The organism is Polynucleobacter asymbioticus QLW-P1DMWA-1 (assembly GCF_000016345.1).
Classification (GTDB): domain Bacteria; phylum Pseudomonadota; class Gammaproteobacteria; order Burkholderiales; family Burkholderiaceae; genus Polynucleobacter; species Polynucleobacter asymbioticus.
In genome coordinates this window covers 496,712-517,269 of record NC_009379.1, presented here as the reverse complement: position 1 = coordinate 517,269, position 20,558 = coordinate 496,712, and the positions used below count along the sequence as shown (strand labels likewise).

23 protein-coding genes are annotated in these 20,558 nt (G+C 45.5%); 6 read left to right on the top strand and 17 right to left on the bottom strand.

Annotation, left to right across the window (positions count from 1 at the left end; genetic code table 11):
- Positions 1 to 55 precede the first annotated feature (55 nt).
- Positions 56 to 679, top strand: coding sequence for a molybdopterin adenylyltransferase (mog, locus tag PNUC_RS02740; RefSeq protein WP_011902371.1), 624 nt, complete (start codon positions 56 to 58; stop codon positions 677 to 679).
- A 55-nt stretch (positions 680 to 734) separates the two neighbouring features.
- Here the strand turns inward: mog and orn are convergent, their stop codons facing one another.
- On the bottom strand, positions 735 to 1,322 hold the full coding sequence (gene orn, locus PNUC_RS02735; RefSeq protein WP_011902370.1) for an oligoribonuclease: 588 nt from the start codon (positions 1,320 to 1,322) through the stop codon (positions 735 to 737).
- A 15-nt stretch (positions 1,323 to 1,337) separates the two neighbouring features.
- Here orn and PNUC_RS02730 point away from each other — a divergent pair, with 15 nt between their 5' ends.
- Both PNUC_RS02730 and rsgA read left to right on the top strand, forming a co-directional pair.
- Positions 1,338 to 2,591, top strand: coding sequence for a M48 family metallopeptidase (locus tag PNUC_RS02730; protein WP_011902369.1), 1,254 nt, complete (start codon positions 1,338 to 1,340; stop codon positions 2,589 to 2,591).
- A 2-nt stretch (positions 2,592 to 2,593) separates the two neighbouring features.
- The gene (gene rsgA, locus PNUC_RS02725) at positions 2,594 to 3,607 is read left to right on the top strand and encodes a ribosome small subunit-dependent GTPase A (protein WP_011902368.1); all 1,014 of its coding nucleotides are present in this window, start codon (positions 2,594 to 2,596) and stop codon (positions 3,605 to 3,607) included.
- Here the strand turns inward: rsgA and PNUC_RS02720 are convergent.
- The 6 genes from PNUC_RS02720 to rpsP all read right to left on the bottom strand — a co-directional run bounded on the left by PNUC_RS02720 (position 3,552) and on the right by rpsP (position 7,492).
- Complete coding sequence (locus PNUC_RS02720) at positions 3,552 to 4,511, bottom strand: CobD/CbiB family protein (RefSeq protein ID WP_011902367.1); 960 nt, start codon at positions 4,509 to 4,511, stop codon at positions 3,552 to 3,554. The two genes, rsgA and PNUC_RS02720, sit on opposite strands and share 56 nt — an antisense overlap.
- The gene (locus tag PNUC_RS02715) at positions 4,508 to 5,245 is read right to left on the bottom strand and encodes a CoA pyrophosphatase (RefSeq protein WP_011902366.1); all 738 of its coding nucleotides are present in this window, start codon (positions 5,243 to 5,245) and stop codon (positions 4,508 to 4,510) included. The genes PNUC_RS02720 and PNUC_RS02715 overlap by 4 nt, the downstream gene beginning before the upstream one ends.
- 63 nt (positions 5,246 to 5,308) lie before the next feature.
- Complete coding sequence (gene rplS, locus PNUC_RS02710) at positions 5,309 to 5,698, bottom strand: 50S ribosomal protein L19 (protein ID WP_011902365.1); 390 nt, start codon at positions 5,696 to 5,698, stop codon at positions 5,309 to 5,311.
- A gap of 126 nt (positions 5,699 to 5,824) precedes the next feature.
- Positions 5,825 to 6,571, bottom strand: coding sequence for a tRNA (guanosine(37)-N1)-methyltransferase TrmD (gene trmD / locus PNUC_RS02705; RefSeq protein WP_011902364.1), 747 nt, complete (start codon positions 6,569 to 6,571; stop codon positions 5,825 to 5,827).
- A 17-nt stretch (positions 6,572 to 6,588) separates the two neighbouring features.
- A complete protein-coding gene (rimM, locus tag PNUC_RS02700; RefSeq protein WP_011902363.1) occupies positions 6,589 to 7,155 on the bottom strand; it encodes a ribosome maturation factor RimM in 567 nt (188 codons plus the stop codon).
- Between the two features lie 91 nt (positions 7,156 to 7,246).
- Positions 7,247 to 7,492 (bottom strand): 30S ribosomal protein S16, encoded by a 246-nt coding sequence (gene rpsP / locus PNUC_RS02695; protein ID WP_011902362.1) that lies wholly within the window; start codon positions 7,490 to 7,492, stop codon positions 7,247 to 7,249.
- A gap of 224 nt (positions 7,493 to 7,716) precedes the next feature.
- Here rpsP and PNUC_RS02690 point away from each other — a divergent pair, with 224 nt between their 5' ends.
- Both PNUC_RS02690 and PNUC_RS02685 read left to right on the top strand, forming a co-directional pair.
- A complete protein-coding gene (locus PNUC_RS02690; protein WP_011902361.1) occupies positions 7,717 to 8,247 on the top strand; it encodes an META domain-containing protein in 531 nt (176 codons plus the stop codon).
- Between the two features lie 12 nt (positions 8,248 to 8,259).
- Positions 8,260 to 8,706, top strand: coding sequence for a hypothetical protein (locus PNUC_RS02685; RefSeq protein WP_011902360.1), 447 nt, complete (start codon positions 8,260 to 8,262; stop codon positions 8,704 to 8,706).
- A 43-nt stretch (positions 8,707 to 8,749) separates the two neighbouring features.
- On the opposite strand, the gene PNUC_RS02680 is transcribed toward PNUC_RS02685, so the two are convergent.
- From PNUC_RS02680 to PNUC_RS02660, 5 genes are all read right to left on the bottom strand, one after another.
- The gene (locus PNUC_RS02680; RefSeq protein WP_011902359.1) at positions 8,750 to 10,537 is read right to left on the bottom strand and encodes an acyl-CoA dehydrogenase; all 1,788 of its coding nucleotides are present in this window, start codon (positions 10,535 to 10,537) and stop codon (positions 8,750 to 8,752) included.
- A 60-nt stretch (positions 10,538 to 10,597) separates the two neighbouring features.
- Positions 10,598 to 11,533 carry an electron transfer flavoprotein subunit alpha/FixB family protein gene (locus PNUC_RS02675; RefSeq protein WP_011902358.1) on the bottom strand — a complete coding sequence of 312 codons (936 nt, stop codon included), beginning with the start codon at positions 11,531 to 11,533 and terminating at the stop codon, positions 10,598 to 10,600.
- Positions 11,534 to 12,283 carry an electron transfer flavoprotein subunit beta/FixA family protein gene (locus tag PNUC_RS02670; protein WP_011902357.1) on the bottom strand — a complete coding sequence of 250 codons (750 nt, stop codon included), beginning with the start codon at positions 12,281 to 12,283 and terminating at the stop codon, positions 11,534 to 11,536.
- Positions 12,284 to 12,364: 81 nt separating this feature from the next.
- Positions 12,365 to 14,017: an acyl-CoA synthetase gene (locus PNUC_RS02665; RefSeq protein WP_048812212.1), complete on the bottom strand. Its 1,653-nt coding sequence runs from the start codon at positions 14,015 to 14,017 to the stop codon at positions 12,365 to 12,367.
- 46 nt (positions 14,018 to 14,063) lie between these two features.
- Positions 14,064 to 14,984: a histone deacetylase family protein gene (locus PNUC_RS02660; protein ID WP_011902355.1), complete on the bottom strand. Its 921-nt coding sequence runs from the start codon at positions 14,982 to 14,984 to the stop codon at positions 14,064 to 14,066.
- A 51-nt stretch (positions 14,985 to 15,035) separates the two neighbouring features.
- On the opposite strand from PNUC_RS02660, the gene PNUC_RS02655 reads away from it, so the two are divergent.
- Positions 15,036 to 16,337: a lytic murein transglycosylase gene (locus PNUC_RS02655; RefSeq protein ID WP_227717085.1), complete on the top strand. Its 1,302-nt coding sequence runs from the start codon at positions 15,036 to 15,038 to the stop codon at positions 16,335 to 16,337.
- 2 nt (positions 16,338 to 16,339) lie between these two features.
- Here PNUC_RS02655 and cysM read toward each other — a convergent pair whose 3' ends face one another.
- The 5 genes from cysM to rfaE1 form a co-directional block, all read right to left on the bottom strand.
- Complete coding sequence (gene cysM / locus PNUC_RS02650) at positions 16,340 to 17,251, bottom strand: cysteine synthase CysM (protein WP_011902353.1); 912 nt, start codon at positions 17,249 to 17,251, stop codon at positions 16,340 to 16,342.
- Positions 17,252 to 17,292: 41 nt separating this feature from the next.
- A complete protein-coding gene (locus tag PNUC_RS02645; protein ID WP_011902352.1) occupies positions 17,293 to 17,721 on the bottom strand; it encodes a ComEA family DNA-binding protein in 429 nt (142 codons plus the stop codon).
- A 129-nt stretch (positions 17,722 to 17,850) separates the two neighbouring features.
- Complete coding sequence (locus tag PNUC_RS02640; RefSeq protein ID WP_011902351.1) at positions 17,851 to 18,591, bottom strand: alpha/beta fold hydrolase; 741 nt, start codon at positions 18,589 to 18,591, stop codon at positions 17,851 to 17,853.
- An 8-nt stretch (positions 18,592 to 18,599) separates the two neighbouring features.
- Positions 18,600 to 19,628: an ADP-glyceromanno-heptose 6-epimerase gene (rfaD, locus tag PNUC_RS02635; protein ID WP_011902350.1), complete on the bottom strand. Its 1,029-nt coding sequence runs from the start codon at positions 19,626 to 19,628 to the stop codon at positions 18,600 to 18,602.
- Positions 19,625 to 20,554 carry a D-glycero-beta-D-manno-heptose-7-phosphate kinase gene (gene rfaE1 / locus PNUC_RS02630; protein WP_052293997.1) on the bottom strand — a complete coding sequence of 310 codons (930 nt, stop codon included), beginning with the start codon at positions 20,552 to 20,554 and terminating at the stop codon, positions 19,625 to 19,627. Before rfaE1 ends, rfaD begins: the two co-directional genes overlap by 4 nt.
- Between the last annotated feature and the right edge of the window lie 4 nt (positions 20,555 to 20,558).

Genomic DNA, 20,558 nt, shown 5'->3' with positions numbered 1-20,558 from the left:
TGAAACTGGCTGGATGAATATGTAAACATGCCCTAATAATAGCTAGAATAGAAACATGAAGCATAACCAAGCTTGGGAGCGCAGCACTCCCTCCGAACTCAAAATTGGCTTGATCTCCATTTCGGACCGAGCCAGCAAGGGTGTCTATCAAGACGAGGGCATTCCCACCCTACAAACCTGGCTTATTAAGGCTATTAAGAACTCCTGTGCCTTGCACGAGCGTTTGATTGCGGATGAGTCTGAGATCATTACAGAAACGATTATTGAGCTCGTAGATGAGTTTTGTTGCGATCTGGTGCTAACCACCGGCGGAACTGGGCCATCGCGCAGAGACGTCACTCCAGAGGCAACCTTAGAAGCAGGTACTCGAGAGTTGCCGGGCTTTGGCGAACAAATGCGCCAAATCAGCCTGAAATTTGTTCCTACGGCTATTTTGTCCAGACAAACTGCCGTTCTTCGTGAAATCGAGGGGCATGCTGCCCTCATCATCAATTTGCCCGGTCAACCCAAGGCAATAGCAGAGACTTTAGAAGGCCTCAAGGATGAAAACGGTAAATCGATCGTTCCTGGTATTTTTGCAGCCGTTCCCTACTGCATCGATCTGATTGGTGGACCTTATATCGAAACCAATGAAGAAGTGGTTAAAGCCTTTAGACCCAAAAATGCCATCAAGAAATAATTAACTCAATGAAGTCCAAGCCTGAAGTAATAAGGTACGCTCATGCGGACCTTATTTATTGTGGCAACGGAACAATAAACTTCTCTCGATAGTATTTGAGCTCTTCAATAGATTCTTCAATATCAGCCAAAGCTGTGTGTGCTTGATTTTTTGTAAAGCCTTTTACTAACTCTGGATGCCAGCGTTTACAAAGCTCTTTCAAAGTTGACACATCCACATTTCGATAATGAAAATAAGCCTCTAGTTTTGGCATGTACTTGGCCATAAAGCGGCGGTCCTGACCTATCGTATTACCGCACATAGGGGCAATACCGGCCTTGATATATTGCTTTAAAAAGGCAATGCATTCAGCCTCCACCGCAGCCTCGTCTAACGTCGAAGTCTTAACCTTATCAATCAAGCCAGAGCGGCCATGGGTACCCTTATTCCAGGCATCCATCGCATCCAAGATTGCATCGTCTTGGTGAACCACCCAGACAGGGGCCGTGGCAATCGTATTCAGGTGGGCATCCGTCACAATAATGGCGATTTCTAAAATTCGCTCAGTTTCAGGGTTCAGGCCTGACATCTCCATATCCACCCAGATTAAATGCTCACTCGGTGAGGCTGTTTTGGCTGTTGCCGTATTGATTTGTTCGCTCATATCTATAATGATCTCATGACATTCACAATTGTTTTTCTTATTGCATTTATTGCCAGCTTTGGCTTGCGCCACTGGCTTTCCCAACGACAAATTCGCTACGTAGCCCAGCACCGTGATCAGGTTCCAGCTGAGTTTTCTGAAAAGATCACCTTGGCTGAACATCAAAAAGCTGCCGACTACACCATTGCTAAATTACGACTTGGTATTTTAGAAAATGGCGTTAGCGCAATTATATTAATTGGCTTCACCCTCTTGGGAGGACTGGAAGTCCTGAATATCACCTTACTGCAATTATTGGGTGAAGGCATCACCCAGCAAATTGCTTTACTTGCCTCTATTGCCATTATTTCTGGATTGCTTGATTTGCCTTTTTCTTGGTACAAACAATTTCACCTGGAAGAGCGCTTTGGCTTTAATCGTATGGGTAAAAAGTTATTTTTTGCAGACATGCTTAAAGGTCTTCTTGTGGGTGCCGCAATCGGCATCCCACTTCTGTGGGTCATTCTCACGCTGATGGCTAAATCTGGCGATCTATGGTGGCTTTGGGCTTGGGCTGTGATCACTGTATTTAGCTTGCTCATGCAATGGATCTTCCCCACCTTTATTGCGCCCCTCTTTAATAAATTCCAAGCCTTGGAAGAAGGTGCGCTCAAAACTCAAATCGAAGCGCTTCTAAAACGTTGCGACTTTGCAAGCCAAGGTCTGTTTGTGATGGATGGCAGCAAACGGAGTGCTCATGGCAATGCTTTTTTTGCGGGCATGGGCAAAGCAAAGCGGATTGTTTTCTTTGACATCTTAATTGAAAAGTTGAACCCCGGTGAAGTAGAGGCCGTACTGGCGCATGAGCTGGGTCACTTTAAGTGCAAGCATATCCGCAAGCGTCTATTGGTTTCTTTTGCCTTAAGCTTTGCTATGTTTGCTTTGCTAGGTTGGATTAGTACCCAAGTGTGGTTCTATACTGACCTCGGTGTCATGCCTAACCTCAATGGCTATAACGGTGGATTAGCCTTGGCACTCTTCATGCTCGTATCCCCCGTATTTAGTTTTTTCTTCACGCCACTTTCTAGTCTAGCTTCTCGTAAACATGAATATGAGGCCGATGGTTTCGCTGCAGAAAAGTCTTCTGCCAAGGATTTAATTTCTGCCTTAGTCAAACTCTATCAAGACAATGCTTCTACTTTGACCCCTGATCCGATTTATACGGCGTTCTATAGCTCACACCCTCCGGCCCCATTACGCATTGCTAATCTGCAACGCTTTAGCTCATAAATATGGAACAATTTCGCGCGCTATTAACTGCTTCTTATGGAAGGCATTACTTAGCGCAGCGTTTGATTGCAGATGCTGCAGGTAACGAATCTCCAAGCGGTCCTTTAATTCAAGTCAGTACACCTGCTAAGCAACATATTGGTGCCGTTGGTGATCGCATGCTGCTGGAAATGACTTCAGTAGACCAAGCGCGCATTATTGAAATAGAACCTCGTGAAAACTTGCTCTATCGATCAGATGCTTTTAAGAGCAAATTGATTGCGTCTAATGTCGATCAAATTCTCATTGTGCTAGCAACACAGCCCGCTTTCTCACCAGATCTCCTGGGAAGAGCAGTAGTGGCAGCAGAGACCAATCAAATCGGTCTGCATATCCTACTCAATAAATGTGATCTGCCAGACAATATAGAGCATGCTCGCAAAATCATTGCGCCTTATGCGCGTATGGGCTACCCCGTTAGTGAAGTCTCTGCTAAATTTGATCCGGCATCGATCGATGCGCTACAGTCTGCCCTCAAAGGCAAGGTCTCTGTTTTTGTTGGTCAATCTGGAATGGGTAAATCCAGCTTGTTAAATGCCTGGGTACCCAATGCTGCTGCATTGACTCAAGAATATTCCGTTCGATTGGATACCGGAAAACACACTACGACTGCCTGTCGGTATTTTGAGTTGCCCGAATCATGGGGTAGAGATGCGTCTGGCAAGCTCGGAGCGCTGATTGACTCGCCAGGCTTTCAGGAATTCGGCTTAGCGCATATGTCGGTCAGTGAACTCCAGCATGCTTTTAGAGAATTTAAAGACTTACTAGGCAAGTGTCGCTTTCATAATTGCGCACATCAATCAGAACCAGATTGCGCTGTACGCGCAGCAGTAGATAGAAATGAAATAGCGCCAGAAAGACTGGCGCTATTTAGACAACTTCGTTCGGACTCAAAAACTGCCGATACTCAAATTCAGGGAATTAGCCAAGCCAAAGAGCGATGGTCAGCATTAGCAACAAAGCCATCCAAGCGATAACCAAACGCCACACCAATCCAACGGCAGAACGCATTGACCGCTCTGTAGGCTCTAAACCCACTTCGTAAACTACAGGCTCACCCGCCTCAGCCATGCGCAAGGCTTCATCACTATCAGGCTCGCTTAATGGTTCACCAAGACGTACACCAAGCGCGCCACTTCCCGCCGCCAAAATGACAGCTGATAAAGAGTCTGACCATTTTTGAGTCAGGTAGCGCCAGCCATATAATGCGCCTTCAAAATTACCAACAATCGCAAAGCCCATTGCGGTAATGCGTGCTGGAATCCAATCTAATACATAAAAGAAATGACGTGAAGCTTCACTTAAATTAAAGTCACCGCGCTCAGACCAACGCTGTGAAGCAATATCAGCCAAGCGATAAAGAACTACGCCTGCTGGGCCCATTGGCATCATGAACCAGAAGAGCACACCAAATACATGATGATGTGAGCCAATAATTGCGCGCTCTAAGGCTAAAGAGATCACTTCAGTCTCAGAAAGGTTTGAAGTGTCTAGCTCAGGACCATACCATTCACCTAAAGCAGTACGCGCAGCAGGAAGATCATGCGCCTCAATCGCTTCGTGTACTGCTGTAAATGAATGGCTAAATTGACGGAAGCCAAAAAACAAATACGCAATCAAGACATTCCAAAGAAAGCCCAATATCGGATAGGTCACCATACAAGTGACATAAACAATAAATACCAAAAAGGTCGGGAGAATAAAAGCGACCATACACGCGATACGTGCACCCACTGGACTTGCACCCTCTTCAGTCTTGCCGCCGAATTCACCTGCAACCCAATCTAACCAACGAGCACAGATGCGTGCAATCCAATGACTAGAAGTCACTGGGCGGTATTGCTCAGCGATGAGGGCGAAAAGAATAGAAAAGAAAGTCATACTTTTAATAAATGATATAGGTTACGTAACATTCCCGCAGTAGCACCCCAAATAAAGCGGTTCTCGTAAGGCATTGAATAAAAACGACGTCCACCCTGCTCACTTTGCCAGAGCCTAACCTGATGGTTAGCAGGATCTAGCAAAAATTCTAGGGGCACCTCAAAAACATCAGCCACTTCAAATGGATCTAAGACGTATTCTGCCTGAGCTTGGACTAATCCTACTACTGGAGTAACGCTATAGCCAGAAACTGTTAAATATTCCGGTAAGTGACCGATGATTTCCACGCGACTGGGATCTAGGCCAATTTCTTCTTTACTCTCCCTCAGGGCAGTCTCCTCTGGGCCTGCATCCTCAGGATCCATGCGCCCGCCAGGAAAACTAATTTGGCCCGCATGGTCGCGCAGGTGATTTGTTCTTTGGGTTAACAATACCCACAAACCATCTTCCTTCAATACCAAGGGAATCAAAACGGCTGCTTTAGTCACTTTGCCAACCGCCTGTCGCTTCGCAATAATGTCGGCGGCAATGACGTGCCGATTCTCATCGGTAATCTCCGGCTCCCATTGAGGAGGAGCCTGAAATCGCTCCCTCAAACCCGCTGGCCGCAAGAAATTCAGGGATACCTTTTGTTGATTACCGCATACCTCATGAATTGGAATCGATTGAGCATCAAAGCCCGGCGGAGCTGCAACATTAATTGCGTCTTCTTCGGGTTTAGAGATCTTGGTCATGGTTATATTCTAAGGTAACAAAAAAGGCGACCTAAGCCGCCTTTTTATTTCAAGCCGGATAGATTATGCGGCTGGAGTCGCTGCCACCTTGCGAGCAGGAAGCTTCTCTTTAATACGTGCAGACTTACCTGAACGATCGCGCAAGTAATACAACTTAGCACGACGTACATCACCGCGACGCTTGACTTCAATGCTAGCGATCAATGGCGAGTAAGTTTGGAATGTACGCTCTACACCTTCGCCAGATGAAATCTTACGAACGATAAAGCTGGAATTGAGTCCGCGATTACGCTTAGCAATCACAACACCTTCAAAAGCCTGAGTACGCTTACGCGCACCTTCAACAACGTTTACACCTACAACTACTGTATCGCCAGGTGCAAAACTTGGAAGAGTTTTGTTGGCACTTAAGCGAGCAATTTCTTCTTGCTCAATTTTTTCGATCAAATTCATTTTTAATCCTTAAACATCGTATTAGCGTTTAATCCCGAGATATCAATCAACGGACCTAATAGAGGATGCAGTTAAAACAATTTCACTAAACCAAAAACCAAACCTTTAAATCACCTCTGAGAATAATCACAGCGAGCGAAGAAATTGTTCATCTTCTCGGGTTAGCAACCCATTGGCACGGGCCGACTCAATCAGATCCGGCCTTAACCTTAACGTCAGCTCTAAAGACTTCTGCCGACGCCAATCTGCTATTTTAGCGTGATGTCCGCCTAAAAGCACGTCTGGAACCAATAAATTTTCATATATTTCAGGGCGCGTGTAGTGTGGGTAGTCCAAAAGGCCATTCATAAAGCTGTCCTGGGTGGCTGATTCACCATCTCCAAGCGCTCCTGGAACAAGCCTAATGACTGCGTCCATGATGGTCATAGCGGGGATTTCACCCCCAGAAAGCACAAAATCGCCAATAGAAAGCTGGATATCTACGTTTCGATCAATAAAACGCTGATCTACAGCCTCATATCGCCCACAAATAAAGCTTAAATTTCCGTAATCGAGGATATCTGTCGCTATCTTCTGTGAAAACCGCTCCCCCTGAGGGGCCAGAAGGCAAATGGGGCCGCTTTTAATGCCAGCTGCCTGATGTGAGGCCTGTATACCTGCTACTGTATCTTCCAGAGGCTTGGCCATCATGACCATGCCGGGGCCGCCACCATAAGCGCGGTCATCTACTGTTTTACGGGGATCAGGGCAGAAATCTCTTGGGTTCCATAAATGGACACTGGCTAAAGACTGCTGACAGGCCCGACCAGTAATGCCCCACTGCGTTAAAGCAGAAAACATTTCAGGAAACAAGGTGACTACATCAAAACGCATAGTTCAGTTGGCTAGGCTTACACCCAATCCGATTGCCAATCCAGTGTTAATAACTTGTTTGGTAGATCCACATTACGAACAACTTCCTTCACAAAAGGAACAAGGTATTGAATTGTTTTAGTCGAAATGTCGCCAATAGCAATAACGCCATGCGCACCGTTCTCAGTCACATCAATCACATCACCCAATATCTCATCTTGCAAATTTTTTGCTTTGCAGCCAATGAGATCTACCCAGTAGTAAGAGTCGCTTTCTGCCTTAGGAAATGCATCTCTATCAAGAAGAATACGTGCACCTTTTAAGGCTAGCGCTTGATCGCGATCAGATACACCATCTAAAGTAAGCACGACATTACCGCTATGCATTTTTGCGCTTTTTACTTTGTACTGTGTGAGAGTGGCTTCTTCAGTCGATGACAAAGCCCCCGCAGAACGACGCGGTAACAGTGAAAGCCAAACAACTTTAGAAGATAGTAGAGCTACAGGGTCGGGCGAGTGAGGTCTAACCTTTACTTGCCCCTGCAAACCTTGCGCCTCAGAAATGGCGCCTAGCTCTATCAAGTTATCTAGGGAAGGTGTACTCATTTGTAAGACACCCTATTTTCCCGAAATAAAAAAACTAAAAATCCTATCGCCGACATCTTCACCATCAAGATGAAGATCTCAGCAAACGGAATTAAACAGCTGGATTGTTCTTGATTAAACGAACAACAGTTGGTGAAATTTGTGCACCAACGCCAGTCCAGTAAGTCAAACGATCTTGAGCAATGCGCATTGCTTGCTCAGTAGCCGCTGCTTGTGGATTGAAATAACCAATACGCTCGATAAAGTTCGAGTCACGACGGTTGCGCTTATCAGTAGCAACGATGCTGTAAAAAGGGCGCTTCTTAGAACCGCCGCGTGCCAGTCGAATGACGACCATACTTATTCCTTAAAATCTAAAATGAAAACAGGTTGATTACAACCCAATGAAATTTCTACTAAAAATCTTGGGCTCCAGCCCACCAAACCAACTTATGGTGAAGCGGAAAACCTCATATTCTAGACGAAAACCCCTACTTCTTCCACCTATTTCAGCAGTGAAGCGATTAGAATAGAAGTCGGAACGATATAAAAAATATATACAAAACAATAACTTAGGTAAATATGTTCGCCAAAACAGCACTTCGCAGACCCTTTAAAAACTACTTAAATACTGGATTAAGAGGTGTTTTCTGCCTCAGCGCTAGTCTTTTGGTTGCGTGCGCGAATGTGATTCCACCTTGTGGGGCCAAAGTGAGCCCTCCAAGCAGTGAGCTCAAAAACACCAAATGGGAGCTTACCCGCTGGAACTTAGCCCCTAACTCGAATGGCGAAGTGCGCACCCGTCAGATTCCTCAGGGCGAAAGCAACAACCCCATTCAAATCATATTTGATGCCAATGGCCAACGCGTAAGTGGTTCAACTGGATGCAATCGCTTCACCGCGCAATTGGATGAAGATGGTCGCGGCTTTTCTTTAAAACAAATCGCCAGCACAAAAATGTCTTGTAGCCCGCAACGCATGGAATTAGAAAATGATTTTCTTTATGAATTAAATGATTACCGCAGTATTGTTCGTAATGGCGACCAGCTACTCATGATTGGAACAGATCGTGAAGTATTAAGTTTTACGCAACGTCCTAACTCAATCAAGTAAACACCAGTCTTCATGAAAAAATCAAAACTTATTTTTTGCGCCCTCGGATTATTTTTTCCAGGCAGCGGTCTCAACTGCTTTTACTTGCAAGGCCTTAAATCTTTTTGGGCTTGGTCACAATTACTCGCCCTAGTTGGCGGAATATTAGGCTGGTCTCTACTAAAAGATGCACACTTTCATTCAGCACCAGGCTGGGTGCTTCTCACTTTTGGCTTTATAGCAATAGAGGCAAGTTGGCTGAGCACGATTGCATTTGGCTTACGTCCAGATGAAAAATGGGACGCCCAATTTAACCCGAATATTGCCGAGCATCAGCGCAGTCAATCTGGATGGCTGGTAGTGCTGACTGTTATTTTTTCACTGGTTCTTGGGGCCGGTGTCATGATGACTTTTTTAGCCATCTCTTTTGAGCAATTTTTTATTTCACAGATTTATGAGGCAAAAAAGCTATCCCAGTAATAGCGGATAGCTTTTTGAGCTTGATGAGTTCTGTTTAAAGTATTTAAAACTGCTCTACTTCCAGTGCATTGGTTGAATACCCACTTTCAACAATAGAGGTTGCCAACGCTTGCGTCTGAGGCATTAAATTCTCTGCAAAGAAACGGGCTGTCGCAATTTTTGCGCTATAAAAGCTCGGATCAGTTTCACGCAAACGTTCTGCAGCCAATAATCCTCGCGCCATTTGCCAGCCACCCAATACCAAGCCTGCTAAGCGCAAATAAGCAAAGCTGCCTGCGTATACCGCTTTAACATCGCTCTTAGCATTTGCCAAAATATACGCGACTGCCTCTTCAAATGCAGCACGCGCTAAAGTTAGTTGCTTAAGTACCGCTTGAGCATCGGCAGAACTACTAGCTGCCAATTCTTTTTCAGTCTCAGCAATTTTTTGTGAGAGCACTTTAGCAGTTGCACCACCATCACGAACTGTTTTTCTACCCACTAGATCATTCGCTTGAATCGCTGTTGTGCCTTCATAAATAGTCAGAATGCGTGCATCGCGATAATGCTGTGCTGCACCAGTCTCCTCTATAAAGCCCATGCCACCATGGACCTGCACCCCTAAACTAGCAACCTCGATGGACATCTCCGTAGAAAAGCCCTTAACAATAGGTACCAAGAATTCATAAATCGCTTGATTGGCTTTTTTGACCGCTTCATCTGGGTCAGCATGCTGTGCATCATATGCAGCAGCGGCGTAATACGCTAAAGCACGTGAAGCTTCGGTATAGGCGCGCATTGTCATTAACATTCGCTTCACATCAGGCTGATGAATAATCGCTACCGGGCCTGGCGATCCTGCCAGGTCACGACTTTGCACGCGATCTTTTGCATACTGCACCGCTTTTTGATAGGCACGCTCAGCAACTGCTATACCCTGCATGCCAACAGCAAAGCGTGCTGCATTCATCATCACAAACATGTATTCGAGACCGCGATTTTCTTCGCCAACTAAATAACCAATAGCGCCACCATGATCACCAAATTGCAATACAGCCGTTGGACTAGCTTTAATTCCAAGCTTATGTTCAATAGATACACAATGCACATCATTGCGGTCACCCAATGAACCATCAGCATTCACTAAGAATTTAGGCACTACAAATAATGAGATACCCTTTACGCCCTCGGGTGCATCAGGTGTTCTCGCCAACACTAAATGGACAATATTCTTTGCCATATCGTGTTCGCCGTAAGTAATATAAATCTTGGTACCAAATATCTTGTAAGCGCCATTACCCTCTGGCACTGCACGTGCACGCACCATAGATAAATCAGAACCAGCTTGTGGCTCTGTTAAGCACATCGAGCCAGTCCACTCACCAGAGATCATGTTCGGAACAAAACGCTCTAGCAGCTCTGGACTTGCTGCAGTTAATAACGCTTCAATAGCACCATCAGTCAACATGGGGCACAAGGCAAATGACAGGCTTGCAGAGTGCACCATTTCAAAACAAGCCGTTGCAATTAACTTTGGTAATCCCTGACCACCAAATTCTGCGGGATGTACAACACCCTGCCAACCAGCAGATCCAAATTGCTCAAAGGCCTCTTTAAAACCCGGGGCTGTTGTTACTACCCCCTCTTTAAATGAGCTTGGGTTTTGATCTCCAGGCCAGTTAAGGGGTGCAACAACATCTTGATTAAATTTTGCTGCCTCTTCCAAAATGGCTGGGGCCAGATCAACATCAGCACCAGCCTCGGCATAGGTAGGGTAAGCAACAACCTCAGATAGCCCAGCTAATTCATTCATCGCAAACAACATATCTTTTACTGGGGCTACGTATGGCATTACTACTCCTCTTTATTTCATATGAACGATCAATTACCGCAATAGCAAACCTAACCTAAGTTAACCCAAGGCCTTCGTCAGCTCTGGGACTGCAGTATTTAAGTCAGCCACCAAACCATAATCAGCTACGCCAAAGATAGGTGCTTCTGGATCCTTGTTGATAGCAACAATTACTTTGGAGTCTTTCATGCCCGCTAAATGCTGAATAGCGCCAGAGATACCTACGGCGATATACAACTGGGGTGCAACAATTTTTCCAGTTTGACCAACTTGGTAATCATTCGGAACATAGCCGGCATCAACTGCGGCGCGCGAAGCCCCTAAAGCTGCTCCAAGCTTGTCAGCCAATGGAGCAATCAGCTCTTGATACTTTTCGCCAGAACCCAGTCCTCGTCCACCAGAAACAATAATCTTGGCAGCTGTCAGCTCAGGGCGGTCTGATTTTGTTAACTCACGACCTACAAAGCTAGACTTTCCAGCGCTATCTGAAGCGGCAACTTTTTCAACGGCAGCTGAACCACCTGTGGCGGCCACTGGATCAAAACCAGTAGTTCTTACAGTAATCACCTTTACTGGATCGCCAGTCTGCACTGTTGCGATTGCGTTACCAGCATAGATAGGACGCTCAAAAGTATCTGCGGTAATCACTTTAGTGATGTCAGATAACTGCGCAACATCTAACTTAGCAGCTACACGTGGCAACACATTTTTTCCATTAGCGGTAGCTGGCGCCAAAATATGGCTATAGCTGCCAGCCAATGCCAGAATTTGTGCAGCAAGCGGCTCTGCTAATTGATCAGCTAAATAAGCAGCATCAATTTGAATCACCTTACGCACGCCAGCGATTTGAGCTGCAGCTTGCGCAGCGGCATCAGATTGGTTTCCAGCAACCAGCACATCGACCTCTGGTGCGCATTGCAAAGCTGCTGCAACGGCATTGAGCGTTGCAGCCTTTAAAGAAATATTGTCGTGTTCAGCAATAACAAGAGCAGCCATTTAGATCACCTTCGCTTCATTTTTAAGCTTTTCTACGAGAGCGGCTACATCGGCAACCATCACACCTGCACTACGCTTAGGTGGCTCTTCGACTTTGAGTGTTTTAAGGCGTGGGGCAGTATCAACGCCCAATTCTTCAGGCTTCACGATATCGATCGTCTTTTTCTTGGCCTTCATAATATTTGGCAAGGTCACATAACGTGGCTCATTCAGGCGCAAGTCTGTAGTGATCACTGCTGGTAATGTGAGAGCAATAGTTTCTAATCCGCCATCAACTTCACGCGTCACTGTGGCTTTGCCATCAGCAACCACTACTTTGGATGCAAAGGTAGCTTGAGGAATATCGAGAAGACTTGCCAACATTTGACCAGTTTGATTGCTATCGTCATCAATAGCTTGTTTGCCCAGAATAATGATTTGAGCCTGCTCTTTTTCAGAGAGGGCTTTAAGAATTTTTGCTACAGCCAGTGGCTGTAGATCCAAATCAGTTTCTACCAAAATGCCGCGGTCAGCACCAATAGCAAGAGCGGTGCGCAAGGTTTCTTGGCACTGAGTAACGCCCGCAGTAACGACCACTACTTCAGTTGCAATGCCGGCCTCTTTCAGCCGAACCGCTTCTTCTACAGCAATTTCATCAAAAGGATTCATACTCATTTTGACGTTAGCGATATCAACGCCAGAGTTATCAGACTTCACTCGGATCTTCACGTTGTAATCTACGACCCGTTTTACAGCTACTAGGATTTTCATTTGTAATTCTCAATCTCTACAAAAAGATATTTAATTTATAAACTCGAGCAACGATCATTTTACTGCTCCCGAAGAAGTTCCTTAGACATCAATAGCCCCAGCTGAACCAGCCTGCTTACGCAATTCAAACTTTTGAATTTTTCCAGTGGACGTCTTAGGAAGCTCGCAGAAGACAATGGCTCTGGGGACCTTAAATCCGGCTAAATGTTGCTTGCAGTGGGCAATCATTTCCTCAACAGTCACCTCAGCTCCAGGCTTGATTTCCAAGAAAGTGCAAGGCGTCTCGCCCCATTTAGGGTCTGGTTTAGCAACGACTGCAGCCGCATTAACCGCTGGGTGGCGATAGAGAACATCCTCTACCTCAACAGAAGAGATGTTTTCACCACCAGAAATAATAATGTCCTTGCTGCGATCCTTCATCTTCACATAACCATCGGGATTTTTGACTGCCAAATCTCCAGAATGAAACCAACCACCCTCAAAGGCTTCTTTGGTCGCTTTTTCATTCTTCAAGTATCCCTTCATCGCGATATTGCCCTTAAACATGATTTCGCCCATCGTCTCACCATCGGCTGGTACAGGCTGCATTGTTTCTGGATCAATCACATCAATCGCTTGTTGCATGTGATAACGCACACCTTGACGTGCATTTAAGCGAGCGCGCTCACCAATATCTACGTCATTCCATTCATCTTGCTTTACACAGACTGCTGCGGGACCATATACCTCAGTTAATCCATACACGTGGGTTAAATCAAAACCCAGCTTTTCCATGCCCTCAATAATCGAGGCTGGAGGTGCAGCCCCAGCAATTAAACCCTTAACGCCTGATGGGACACCTACCTTGAGCTCATCAGGGGCATTTACCAGCAGGTTATGAACAATCGGTGCCGCACAATAATGAGTCACACCATGCTCTTTAATCGCCGCAAAAATATGTTGCGCGTCAACTCGACGTAAACAAACATTTACGCCTGCACGAGCAGCAATCGTCCATGGGAAGCACCAGCCATTGCAATGGAACATGGGTAATGTCCATAAATAAATAGGATGTTTATTGATGTCCCAATCCAACACATTCGATACCGCATTAATCGCAGCACCACGATGGTGATAAACCACCCCTTTCGGGTTACCTGTCGTTCCCGAGGTGTAATTTAAGCAAATCGCTTGCCACTCATCTTCAGGCACGATCAAAGGAAATTCTGGATCACCTTCAGATAGCAGTTGATCGTAAGTCACAGTGCCTAAACACTCACCAGGAACATCAAATTCTTTTTCTTCGACATCGATCACCAAGATTTCACGGCCACTATCTTTTTTTACGATTTCAAGCGCTTTCTTCATCACGCCAGAAAACTCAGGATCGACAATTACTACCTTTGCTTCACCATGATTAAGCATGAATGCAACTGACTCAGCATCTAATCGAGTATTTAGTGCGTTCAATACAGCACCTGCCATCGGAATGCCAAAGTGCGCCTCTACCATCGGGGGAGTATTTGGCAACATCACTGCCACCGTATCGCCTAGACCAATGCCACGCTTTTGTAGGGCGCTGGCTAAGCGGCGACAACGCTCATAAGTTTGTTGCCATGTTTGACGCAACTTTCCATGAATGATTGCTGTCTTATTAGGATAAATTTCGGCCGATCTCTCCAAAAACAATATGGGAGTAATTGGGGTGTAGTTGGCGGGGTTTCGCTCTAAACCTTGCTCATAAATATTGGCCATCATCTACTTTCAATAACAGTGTTACTTTTCAATTAATCAAGTTAAATTAGATATCAGCCAAAGCCTTTACGTGGGCTACGACACTGCGCCCAAGAGCTGACAAGTTGTATCCGCCCTCAAGGCAACTCACAATACGGCCTTGAGCGTATTCATTAGCGATTTCTTTTAAACGCCGAGTGATCCACGCATAGTCTTCTTCAACCAGACCCATTTGACCCAAATCATCTTCGCGATGTGCATCAAAGCCTGCTGAAATGATAATGAGCTGAGGTTCAAAATTTCTTAAAGCTGGCATCCAGCGCTCATCCACAATAGAACGCACCACATCACCACGAGTCGCTGCTGGCAATGGTACGTTCACCATATTATTGGCGTGATCTAGTCCGCTATAGGGATAAAAAGGATGTTGGAAAAAACTACACATCAATACATTAGGATCATTGAAAAAAGCAGCTTCCGTACCATTTCCATGGTGAACATCAAAATCAATGATGGCCACCCGATCAATGCCATAAGCCTCCATGGCATAACGCGCAGCAATAGCAACATTATCAAAAAGACAAAAACCCATTGAACGAGTTGGCTCTGCATGGTGACCTGGTGGCCGTATTGCGCAAAACACATTCTCTACTTCACCCTTCATCACCGCATCTACCCCTGCGATGGCGGCACCCGATGCACGTAAGGCAGCGGTCCAGGTAAATGGGTTCATGATGGTGTCTCCATCGAGCATGGCATATCCAGATTCCGGCGCCTGCTCTTTAACAAAGGCAATATGATCTGGGCTATGTACTAGCTCAAGCTGCTCCTCGCTAGCCAAAGGGGCATCTAAGTGATGTAAAAATACATCGATACCGCTGCGGATCAATTGGTCATTAATAGCCTGAATTCGTTCTGGACACTCTGGATGGTGGCTACCCATCTCATGTTTGAGAAAGTCTGGATGAGTTATGTATCCTGTTGTCATTACTTAAAATCCTTAATAGCAAAACTGTATTTTTTATAATTTAAATAACACGTGCATCAATTCCAACTATCCGATACTTCACGCATGCTCTTTCGCACCTATTCTCTACTGATTGCCTTAGCTTTGGGCGCCTGCACTAGCGCCCCTACGCAGCAATCTGCCCCCCAGCAACCCATCGTAAACCAAGCAGACGATGCTCTTACTGAGGCGCGCTATAGCCAAAATCTCAACGTTTTATTGACTCAAGTCTCAGAAACTCAAGAAATCCCGCTTTCAACCCTACAAACGGGCTTTCTTGATGCTAAAACGATTCCGTCAATACGCAAATTGGTATTACCCCCATCGGGCACCTTTAAGAAAAATTGGCTGGTTTATCGCAAGCGCTTTATCGAACCCATCCGCCTCAAGGCTGGCAAGGCTTTTTGGGAAGAAAACCAAGCCTATTTAACTCAAGTAGAGCAAGAATCTGGAGTTCCAGCGGAAGTGATTGTGGCCATTATTGGCATTGAAACGATTTACGGTCGCCAAACTGGCAACTTCCGGGTCAAAGATGTTCTCTCCACTTTAGCCTTTAGTTATCCAGACACCCCCAATAAGGTTGCGCGTGAGCAATTATTCAAAGATCAGCTCAAGGAACTTATCCTCCTATGCTGGAAAGAAGCGGGTGGAAGCCTTCCGGGCAAAAACAGTAACCAAGGTGTCAATAGCGCTCGTTTTAGCGCTTGCCTGAATCAAAACAGCTCCTACGCTGGAGCTATAGGATTGCCTCAATTTATGCCAAGTAGTATTCGGAGTTTTGCAGTAGACGGGGATGGTGACGGCCGAATCGATCTGAAGCAAAGTCCTAAAGATGCTATCGCTAGCGTTGCAAATTTTATGAAAATGCATGGCTGGCAGGCGGGAATGCCAATTTACTTCCCAGTTCAGGAAAATGCCATACCTGCAGCAAGGCAATTGGCGGATGGTGAACCTCAACTGAAATACACCGTTGCCGAATTGATTGAAAAAGGCATTCTGAGTAAACAGCAAGGCGATCTTCAACGTGGTGGCGTTGAGCCGCAAAGTAAAGCCATGATTGTGGATCTACCCTATCCAGATAAAGATGGCGCAGATCAAGTGCAATACTTTGTAGGTCTGAATAACTTTCTCACGATTGTTCAATACAACCGCAGCTACTTTTATGCTCAGAGTGTGGCTGAATTCGCAGAAGCTTTGGGATACAAGAACCGCAGTGTAGTTCCAATTGAAGCTTCACCCAAGGCAACTAACAGCAAAGCAAGTCACGAAACAGTGCCAGCAAAAAAGTCTAGCGGAAAGAAAAAATCAAAGTCTGCTAGCAAAACTACAGGCTAAGCTTACGCAGGAAATACACCTGTAGATAAATAGCGATCACCGCGATCGCAGACAATAAAGACAATTGTGGCATTTTCAACTTGCCTAGCGATACGCAAAGCCACCACCAGCGCTCCTCCGGCTGAGATGCCACAAAAGATTCCTTCCTCTACCGCCAAGCGACGAGCCATATCCTCAGCATCTGCTTGAGTCACATACTCGATGCGATCTACTCTATCGCCCTGATAAATTTTTGGTAAATATTCTGGTGCCCATTTGCGGATACCTGGAATTTGCGAACCCTCTTCAGGTTGCGCTCCAATAATTTGGATAGCCGGATTCATAGACTTGAGATAAGTTGAAACCCCTGTAATCGTTCCTGTTGTGCCCATAGCTGAAACAAAGTGGGTGATCTGACCATCGGTATCACGCCAAATTTCTGGGCCTGTAGTTTCAAGATGCGCTCTTGGATTGTCAGGATTAGCGAATTGATCGAGCAATCTACCGCGACCTTCCCTTTGAAGCTGAAGTGCGTAATCTCTAGCAAATTCCATACCACCAGATGCTGCAGTTAGGATGAGTTCAGCGCCATAAGCAGCCATACTTTGACGACGCTCAATACTTTGATTCTCTGGCATTACTAAAACCATCTTGTAACCCAACATGGCAGCAGTCATTGCCAATGCAATACCAGTATTACCACTGGTAGCTTCAATTAAGGTATCGCCAGGTCTAATTTCCCCACGCTCTTGAGCGCGCATGATCATCGACAGCGCAGGTCGGTCTTTCACCGACCCGGCTGGATTATTTCCTTCTAACTTACCCAGAATCACATTATTACGTTGCTCATTTTCAACACCCGGAATACGCTGCAAGCGCACTAAAGGTGTATTGCCAACTGTTTGTGAAATTGTTAGGTAATCGGGTTTACTCATGGAGCCATTTTAGCCATAAGCAAGCCTACACCCGAAAGGGTTTAATTTCTGCGAGTTGCTCCCGTACGTTCCGGCTGAGAGCGAGTACCAGCTTGATTACGAGAATTGCGTCTGCCAGCACTACCGCCCTCCTTCTTTGTTCTGCCATTGGGCTCCCGAAAGGAGCTGGGGGCTTCAATCGTTAAACCGTTATCCACCATCTTTTCCACCGATTTCATACCAATACCTCGGACTCTTTTTTGCAAGTCATTGGCATCTTGAAAATGGCCACCATCTAAACGCTCGGCAATAATGGTTTTTGCTTTTGATGGCCCAATACCCTTAATACTCTCCAACTCAGTTTGGGTTGCCGTATTGACATTTATTGGGGCTGCAATTGCAAAACCCAAAGAAGCGAGCGCTAAACCTCCCGCAACAATAAAAGTACCTACCAAACTCTTCGCATGACTTAAATTTATATTCATCAACATTGACTCTCCATTGGTTAATAAAAAATCCACGGACACAAAGTGTGCGTGGATCGTTTACAACGAAGTAGCTAAAGCTATGTTGACTAAATTCTGGCAGCTACAAACAAATCGGTAAAGACTTACATATCACTAATGACTTAATATAAATTGAGCAGCTCGTTTGATTAATTCAGGCTCGGTTTGATTAAAGCCATGGTAGGCAAAGGAATCGCAAACATTGCCCTCCGTAATACCTCCTTCAATGACATCGAGCTGAGAGATATATTTAGTGGGTCTATTTTGGATAATGTCAGCAGTCGCTGATAATGGAGTGCCAGCACAACCGTCGCTTGCGTGATGAATCCCTAAAACCGGAAGGCTTACTTCCTTATTTAAAGATGCAGTATGAATTGTCCCGGCAATAATGATGCCCGCAATCTGTTCCTGCCCTACTGGCAAGTTATTTGCATAGTAGGTGGCTGTTGAAGTCCCCATACTGTGCCCAAATATCCAAACAGGTAAATGAAGTTTTGTCTTATAGAAAGAAACTGCCTCATTAACCCTAGTTAAATGATCCTGGCGTCCCCGAAGATTTCCTCTGCGCAGATCCCCTAAATCATATGGGCTATCAACCAATACTGCATCAATACCATACTGACCCCATAGGTTTATTGAGCGTACAAAAGTATGTCGACTCTTTGCTGAGCTGTTATCAAAGATTCCCGCAACACCGCCACCTCCAGGAAAAAGTAATACTAATGCGCGAGGTTTTGCTGTGCTTACCAACAAAGTCCTAGTGGGTGCCTCTTCTCCATGCGGAATATCAAAAACTTGGGCAGTTACTGCGCCACTAACAATCCAAATGACAAAAGCCAAAAGAGCTTTAGTCATGATGAGTCTTATTTGCTATCTAAAGGATTGGCTAAAAACCCCGCATTCGCCTCTAGCCACTCAATGTATCGGCCTACACCTTGCTCTACATTCAGGAAGGGCTCTTTATAGCCTGCAGCCCTTAACTTGGTTAGGTCTGCTTGGGTAAAACACTGATATTTTCCTCTTAATGCATCTGGAAATGGAATGTACTCAATGGCTTTTTCTTTAACCAATTCTTGCAAAGTTGCTGGGGTTGCCTTGTCAAGCTTACGCATCCCATTTGCTACTGCATGTGCAACATCGTTAAATGGCTGCGCACGACCGCTACCCAAATTAAAGATGCCGCTAATTTCTGGGTGGTCTAAAAAGAATAAATTGACTTTGACTACGTCTTCAACGGATACAAAGTCACGGCTTTGTTCACCAGGGCCATAGCCGCCATACTCACCAAACAGTTTGACATGGCCATTAGCCTTGTACTGATGGTATTGATGAAAAGCCACAGATGCCATGCGACCTTTATGGGACTCACGTGGGCCATACACATTGAAATACCGAAAGCCCACTACTTGTGCTGTATTTGCGTTCTCAGCAAAACGCTTACGCATTACTTGGTCAAACAGAAACTTAGAGTAGCCATAGATATTGAGCGGCTTCTCATGCTCGCGGCTTTCGATAAAGACATCAGAGCCGCCATAGGTGGCCGCTGAAGAGGCATACAGCAACTGTACTTTTTGCTCTGTGCAGATATCAAGTAAATCCATGGTGTAGCGATAATTATTTGCCATCATGAAAATACCGTCTGTTTCCATGGTGTCTGAACAAGCACCCTCATGAAAAACGGCTTTGATCTTACCAAGCTTTCCGCTTCTAAATGCCTCTAGAAATTCATCTTTATCAAGATAATCAATAATGTCTAAATCAGCTAAATTTCGATATTTATCGGCAGGACGTAAGTCGTCGACTGCAATGATATTTTTCTCGCCGCGCGCATTGAGCGCCTGGACAATATTGGCACCAATAAAACCAGCTGCTCCAGTTACGATAATAGTCACTGTAATTCCTCAGAAGTAATGGTTGCGGTTCCCAACTTACCAACCACAATGCCGCCTGCACGATTAGCCAAAGCCATTGCCTTCTCTAGGGGCCATTTAGCCGCTACAGCAACAGCAAGAGTAGCAATAACAGTATCGCCAGCGCCGGATACGTCAAACACTTCGCGCGCTTGCGCTTTTACATGGCTCACACCAGCCTCAGTATATAAACTCATCCCTTCTTCGGAACGCGTCAAAAGGAGCGCCTCTAAATTAAGAGATTTTCTGAGGGCCTGAGCTTTGTTAGTTAAGTCTTCTTCGCTTGACCATTGGCCTACGACCTGACGCAGCTCACTACGATTCGGCGTTAATACGGTAGCCCCACGATACTTCTCATAATCCTCACCCTTGGGATCAACCAAGATAATTTTGTTCTGTGCCCGTGCTTGCTCAATCATGTGAGCTACTTGACCTAAGGCACCCTTACCGTAATCAGAGAGGATGACTACATCAGCAGTTCCCACTAATTTTTCAAAACGCTCTAACTTATGAGCTAACGCTTTTTCACTGGGGGTCTCTTCAAAATCCAAACGAATTAACTGTTGTTGCCTTGCAATCACACGCAATTTGACGATGGTAGGTACATCTGCATCAATTTCCAACTGACTATCAACACCGCCTGATTTAAGGAGCTCTGCGACCCGCTTACCTGGTTCATCATTACCAACCACACCAAGAATAGTGGTTTGAGCCCCTAAAGCGGCGACGTTACGAGCTACGTTTGCTGCGCCACCTAAACGCTCATCAATCTTGCCAACTTGAACAACCGGCACGGGCGCCTCAGGTGAAATACGACTGGTATCACCAAACCAATAACGATCGAGCATGACATCACCCACTACCAGCAGGCGTGTTTTAGAAAACTGTTCGCGGTTTGCTTTTTCCATTTGT